The sequence below is a fragment of the Pseudomonas sp. FH1 genome, from assembly GCF_000510895.2.
GTDB lineage: Bacteria > Pseudomonadota > Gammaproteobacteria > Pseudomonadales > Pseudomonadaceae > Aquipseudomonas > Aquipseudomonas azotoformans_A.
On sequence record NZ_AOHM01000040.1, the window covers coordinates 23,869 to 30,540 of the forward strand.

6 protein-coding genes are annotated in these 6,672 nt (G+C 50.4%); 4 read left to right on the forward strand and 2 right to left on the reverse strand.

The window, feature by feature from the left end; all coding sequences use genetic code 11:
- The first annotated feature begins 10 nt into the window (after positions 1-10).
- Together H096_RS13975 and H096_RS13980 are read left to right on the forward strand one after the other, a co-directional pair.
- Complete coding sequence (locus H096_RS13975; RefSeq protein WP_033899055.1) at positions 11-391, forward strand: hypothetical protein; 381 nt, start codon at positions 11-13, stop codon at positions 389-391.
- Entirely contained in the window at positions 388-1,899 is a 1,512-nt protein-coding gene (locus H096_RS13980) for a conjugal transfer protein TraG N-terminal domain-containing protein (RefSeq protein ID WP_033899058.1), read from the forward strand. The genes H096_RS13975 and H096_RS13980 overlap by 4 nt, the downstream gene beginning before the upstream one ends.
- A gap of 28 nt (positions 1,900-1,927) precedes the next feature.
- Here H096_RS13980 and H096_RS13985 read toward each other — a convergent pair whose 3' ends face one another.
- Both H096_RS13985 and H096_RS33205 read right to left on the reverse strand, forming a co-directional pair.
- Positions 1,928-2,269 carry a hypothetical protein gene (locus tag H096_RS13985; protein ID WP_033899060.1) on the reverse strand — a complete coding sequence of 114 codons (342 nt, stop codon included), beginning with the start codon at positions 2,267-2,269 and terminating at the stop codon, positions 1,928-1,930.
- A gap of 235 nt (positions 2,270-2,504) precedes the next feature.
- The gene (locus H096_RS33205) at positions 2,505-2,993 is read right to left on the reverse strand and encodes a hypothetical protein (protein WP_033899063.1); all 489 of its coding nucleotides are present in this window, start codon (positions 2,991-2,993) and stop codon (positions 2,505-2,507) included.
- A 205-nt stretch (positions 2,994-3,198) separates the two neighbouring features.
- On the opposite strand from H096_RS33205, the gene mobH reads away from it, so the two are divergent.
- Together mobH and H096_RS13995 are read left to right on the forward strand one after the other, a co-directional pair.
- On the forward strand, positions 3,199-5,085 hold the full coding sequence (gene mobH / locus H096_RS13990; RefSeq protein WP_033899065.1) for a MobH family relaxase: 1,887 nt from the start codon (positions 3,199-3,201) through the stop codon (positions 5,083-5,085).
- On the forward strand, positions 5,082-6,425 hold the full coding sequence (locus tag H096_RS13995) for a site-specific integrase (RefSeq protein ID WP_033899068.1): 1,344 nt from the start codon (positions 5,082-5,084) through the stop codon (positions 6,423-6,425). Before mobH ends, H096_RS13995 begins: the two co-directional genes overlap by 4 nt.
- Positions 6,426-6,672 lie beyond the last annotated feature (247 nt).

The window sequence follows — 6,672 nt, forward strand, 5'->3', positions numbered from 1 at the left end:
GGAGTAGGCCATGACCGATAAACGAAGGCCTAGCAATGCCTCCAACCCCTCGGTGGTTCGTCGAGCGGGCAGGGGCATCCTAATCGCGCTTGCCGTGTTGCTCGCCAATACCGCAGTCGCGGTCTTCATCAGCAGCGTATTGATGAGCGTGTTCGACAGCGCCGAGCAATGGCAAGCCTGGCGCACTGACAATTACTGGCTGCTTCTCTGTTGGCGATTGATGCTTTATATGGCAATTACCTACGCCTGGCTGAAGCTCAAGTATCGACTGCCACAATCAGATCGCACTAAGCATCGCAGAAGCATCTTAAAGATTGAAGTAATGCTGATGATACTGGTGTTAATGATTGAACTGAGCAAAGCTGTATTCCTAGCAGGAGGCGTCCAATGACGCTCTATACCAATGATTATTTGGAGTACTACCTAACACTGGCCGGATGGATTATCAACAACGGTATTTGGTCGATGATTTCAGATACCGGATTATTTGCACTGCCATTCTGCATCATTGTCATCAAAGAGTGGCTGAAAGTTCGTGGAGAAGGTGCTGATGAGGGTAACAAAGGCGTCCTCTCACTAGCCCGAATCGAAACCAACATCTACGTCGGTTACGTCGTCGTGGCGCTTTGCGGCGTCCCAGCAGTAAATGTTAGTTTTGACACGTTGGCATTTGATCAAAGTAGATCTCAGCAGTGTCAGTACAACTTACCTAAACCCGCGGACACTGGTTGGAACACAACATTCAGTACTCTGGCAGGCAAGAGTGCGGAAATGCCCATGTGGTGGGCCTTTATGCATGCGTTATCAAAGGGATTGACCAGCGGCGCTGTCGCGGCCATACCCTGCGGAACTGATCTCCGGCAAATGCGGATGGAAGTGGATAACACCAAAATAAACAACCCATTGCTGGCTCAGGAAATAGGAGATTTTACGCACGACTGTTATGGTCCTTCCCGAGCTAGATTATTTATGCGTCAACCCGACTTGGGAACTAAGGCGAATGATCCAAAGTTTTTGGAGGATCTCAGCTGGATCGGCTCCCACTTTCTTCTGAACACTTCGGGCTATTACGATACGGATTACTCTAAAACACCCAGGAGTTCTTGGCCCTACAGCGCTACCCGCGACGTAGGCTTGCCACAAGTGAGTGGAGGCGGTGGGTATCCGACTTGCAAACAATGGTGGTCCGATAGCGGTGTGGGCTTACGGGATCGCATCAAGGATCAAGTATCACCAGATCTCATGACCAAAATGCTTGGTTGGGCGAAGTGGATGTCCCAGGACGAAGTGACCGACTCACTTATTAGGCAACTGGTCTCGCCGTCGAATCAGGTGAAAGGGGATGTTTATACGGACTACGGGGGGCAAATCAACGGAACCGTTTGGAATGGAGCAGCCCGGGCAGCGGGGACTTTCGGAGTTGCATTAGGATCTATGGCCTATTTCCCAGCTATGGACATGGTTCGCCAGGCGCTACCGATGGTCATGGCGTTCTTAAAAATGGCGATGGTAATTTGCATTCCGTTGGTGCTGATTGTCGGTGCTTACCAACTTAAAGTGGCCATGACTATGTCCGTCGTGTTTTTTGCTCTGATCTTCGTGGACTTCTGGTTTCAACTGGCAAGATGGGTCGATACCACGATACTGGACGCTTTATATGGAGCCGGCTCCCCGCATTTATCATTTGATCCTGTGATGGGTTTGAACACTGCTACCCAGGACGCAATCTTGAACTTCGTGATGGGATCGATGTTCATCATCCTGCCGGTATTTTGGATAGGCGCGCTGGGATGGGCAGGGGTTAGTGCGGGGAATGCGCTGGAAGGTCTTAGCAGCGGAACAAAAGATGTTAAACAAGCAGGATCACAAGGCAGCAAAGAACTGAGGAATGTGCTTTGAAAGGATGAGTAGTGCCTACGTCAGGGCGCTACTCATCGGCATCCCCAAACGTATGGCAATTTCCGTACATGTCATAATAACCCCACCCATCGGGACCATCTCGCCAGCCGACTGCAAATCCCTCTTTCCGACCTCCCTCATGACGTGGGGAAATTGCACCCTTCATCAGGGCCAGAAAAATAATACCAATAGTCAAGACTGCAATGAAGGCGTTAGCCAGCCATGTCCAAAAAAACACGGCCAATGCGATCAGAGCCAGACGCTTAACCCAGCGCATTGTGCGGTTATGACTGCACCAAACGAGGCGCACAACCTGGCCCAGGCCATAGCCCAAACGACTTGCTACTCCCTGGGATGTCTGTGTGGTCATGGCGCGTCTCCTTCATGCCCATTCTAGAGGCGATTTGACATTACTTATAATACCGATTTTTCTCTGCCGCAAGATCAGGAGACAAACGGCCGTTACACTCGGCACCAAACGCCCGCCCGTTTTCACTGCAAAAATGGCCCAAAGGGTAAAAGGTTTTGTAGAAGCGAATGGAATGGTTCACAAGGGTAAAAGCCCTACCCGAAAGGGCCGCTTTTAGCGGGTAAAAGGACCAATCTTAAGGAATCTCTCGCGGGATATAAATTTCAACTAACTCTTCTTCTGTAAAACTGCTGAGCAAAGAAAAGTAATTAGCTCTGGAATCAACCGTCAAAGGTTGGATAGGACCTAGCCCAATAAGAGTTGAAACCGCCTCGTCAGGCGTCATTTCGCTAGTAAGTGGAGCTCTCCGCCCGGAGTAATAAACCTTGTCTGACGCAACGGCAACATCCAGTAAGTCACGTACTTCGCCGTAACGAGGGTAACGCGCGGCGGTTAAAAATACCCCATCGAAAACGACAAACACGCTATCAACGTGAGGAATAATATATTTAGCTAAAGCGACAACCAGAGGAAGGTTGTTATTATACCTTGCTTCATCATCGTCAAGATCATTTTCTACGCTCGCAAAAAGAATGATCTCATCACACTTATTGTCACGTATCAAATCACAAAGTGCCCAAACATTATCTGAGGTTGATTTCGTAGCGTAGCGAAGTGAAACCATCATTTTTTCCTCACCGGGTCGATCTGCGGCACCGTGCCCTTAAACCGAAACGACGATTATTTTGCATTCCTTTCTCCGTCACCACCATAGAAAGATGGCTTTTCGCCAAAAGAAATACCTGAGACCACCAGTAAACCTTTCCTCTTGCTCGCCCCCCCGTTGATAGGAGAAAAGCCTGCCCCATGATTCATTAATGGAGCCGACGATGTTCTCAATCTTCCGCCGCAGCAAAAAGCTACCTGCTGCCGCCTCTTCTGCGAAAGGCTACCTGAAACCAGCCCAGGCACAGGACTTGCTCGCAACTCCGCGCCGACAAAAACTTCTGGAGAACATTTGGCAACGCGCATCGTTATCCCGCTCTCAGTTTGCAGAACTCTATCGGCTTCCACTTGAGCGCTACGCGGAGTTGGTCCAGCAGCTCCCTGCTTCGCAAAACCACCACCATGCACACCCTGGCGGCATGCTGGATCACGGGCTTGAAATCGTCGCCTATGCATTGAAGATCCGACAGACATATCTACTCCCTATAGGCGCACCACCGGAATCTCAATCAGCACAGGCTGAAGCGTGGACTGCCGCAGCAGCTTATGGCGCTCTGATACATGACCTTGGAAAGATTGCCGTCGACGTGCATATCGAACTGGAGGGAGGTAAGACCTGGCACCCATGGCATGGTCCAATCAACCGTCCTTACCGCTTTCGTTACGTGAAAGGACGCAGCTACCAACTACATGGGGCCGCAGCTGCACTGATCTACGCCCAGATCCTCTCCCCGGAGATTCTGGACTGGCTCAGTGACTTCCCAGAAGTGTGGTCGCAGTTAGTCTTTGTATTGGCCGGTCAATACGAACACGCAGGAATTCTGGGAGAGATAGTAGTCAAGGCCGACCAGGCGTCCGTAGCCCAGGAACTGGGCGGAAACCCATCCCGCGCATTGTCCGCGCCCAAGCAGTCTTTGCAGCGGCAATTGGCAGAAGGGTTGCGCTACTTGGTCCGGGATACATTCAAATTGAATCAACCCGATGGTCCGTCAGATGGATGGCTGACACAGGATGCTCTTTGGCTGGTTAGCAAACCTATTGCAGATCAATTGCGGGCCTACTTGCTGACTCAGGGCGTTGAGGGCGTGCCCAGCTCGAATGCGCCCTTCTTCAACATGCTGCAGGATCAGGGGGTTATCCAGACCAATACCCAGGACAAGGCGATCTGGAGGGCCACGATCGACAATGGTCGCGGCTGGCGAAACACCTTCACTCTGTTGAAGCTTTCGCCGGCACTGATCTGGAATGACCCCACCGATCGGCCAACTGCATACGCGGGCACCCTTGAGGTAGAAGCGGGCAATTCGGTAGAAGAGTCTTCGGCAGAAAGCAGCATCTCTAAGCGACCAGAGACCTTGCCCCAGGACAATGAATTTAACGGGGCGCATACAGATTCAGCACCGGCAGAAACAATAACATTTGACCTCCCGCAGCCTTCTCCCAGCGATCCAGCTGAATTTGACGAACTACTGGCCCTCCTTGGTAATATCAAAGAGCCACCAGCAAACAATGATAACCATAATGTCTCAGCGGCACACACCGCCCCCCTTCAATTGGATGATTCTCAGCCTTGCATCAGCACCAATGAATGGGTCTCGCCACTCGCAACTCCAATAGAAGTAACATCGATGCCAAGGAATAACACCGATTTCGGTAAGGGATTTGTTGAATGGCTTAAAAAAGGCATCGCATCCCGAAGCATCATCATAAATGACGCCAAAGCACAGGTTCATACGGTGGCGGGGACTGCCATGCTGGTAACGCCTGGAATATTCAAGCGTTATGTCCTGGAGTTCCCTCACATTGAACTGCAGGCGAAAGCACAGCAGGTAAATGCTTGGCAGATGGTTCAGCGGAGTTTTGAGAAGCTGAAACTCCATAAAAAAACTGAAAAACACCTGAATATCTGGACATGCAATGTTGTAGGGCCTCGAAAATCCAAGCAGCTCAAGGGGTACTTACTTATTGACCCGCTTACGATTTTCTCTGAAGTCCCCTTCGACAACTTAAGCTTGTCTCTGAAATTAGACATGTTGGAATCGCCAGAATGACCACGCCTTTAAAGTTAACGGAGGAGTACATATTTGCTCACGACCTTCGCGATGCTAGTGCGAAGATCTATCGTGCATCGACCAAAGCATTACTTAAACACTTCCGAACAACTCCGATTGAGGAGATTGATCATCGCGCGGTACTGGCATGGAGAAAGAAGATTCTTGAGAATGGATTATCCAAACGAAGCTGGAACACCTATTCGAATCATCTGCGTACTGTTTGGGGCTATGCAATTGAGCACGGCCTGATGACCCACACCACGATCAATCCATTCAGAAAAACAAGCGTTATTCCACCCAAGCGAGCCAGTAAGACAATCAATGGAGAAGCAATACAACGAGCTCGCAACTGGCTCACATCTCTTGTTGGGCAAGAGCGCTGTACTCAAGAGCGTACCCAGATAACACCAGCTTGGTTCTGGCTAACCGTTTTCGAGATGTTTTATTACACCGGTATTCGATTAAATGCCCTGCTATGCCTTCGCTACAAGGATATCGACTGGGACAACAAGATGATCCTAGTTCGCGGTGAAACAGAGAAAACCCATCGCGAGTTTTTCCTACCCATCATGGAGGGACTTGCTCCACACCTTTGCAGAATCCTGGGAGAAGCGGAGAAGATAGGTTTTTCACCGGACGATCAGCTGTTTAACGTCAACCGATTTTCGAGGCACTATCACGGTAAGGAAATGAACATCGATCAGGTTGAGTCGATCTACCGCAAGCTCACCGATAAAATCGGCGTGCGGATGACCCCTCACCGCTTTAGGCACACCCTCGCCACGGACTTGATGAAACAACCAGAGCGGAACATTCATCTCACCAAAAGTCTGCTGAACCACTCAAATATTGCAACGACGATGAACTACATCGAAGTCGACTACGACCACATGCGTGCTGTTCTGCACGAGAGAAGTCTGGCTCAGGGTGCTTTAAGCCGAGTTAGAAGGGTTGATTCAAGCGGTACACCACCGACTTCAGCCATTACAGCCCCTTTCGCTCAAATAAGATTGCCTTCGCGAAAAAATGCCGATCCAAAGCCCACAACGTTGCAGCCTCCACAACAACAGGCGGCTATCGAAGAGGTCATAATTGATAGACCTAGCAGATCGAGTGGCCCAAGTGCGCTTAGGAAGGCTCTTGAGTTCGCATCGGCACAACTACATAGCGGCTCAATGGAATCTGCCACAGATTCGCCATCAGATCAGATAGATCAGATAGATCAGAATCTGTTGTTAACGCTAATGGCAAGCGGGCTAGGCGTCGGCACATTCCGGAAACGCACCCAATCTGAGCGATCGATGGGAAGCACATCGTTCTCCCGGGCGTCTCCGTAGCACGACACCTAGGTCAAGCCGCACCGCAGTAGCGAGCTCTGGATAACCAGAGGCTTTCGCGTGCCTGTCAAATAATTAGCGGACAAAATCAACCGAGTTAGCAGATTCGAGGTATCTATCTGATCCACAAACGAAAAAAGGCGCCATAAAGGCGCCTTTTTTCTTGAATAATGGTCGGGGTAAGGGGATTCGAACTCCTGACATCCTGCTCCCAAAGCAGGCGCGCTACCGGACTGCGCTATACCCC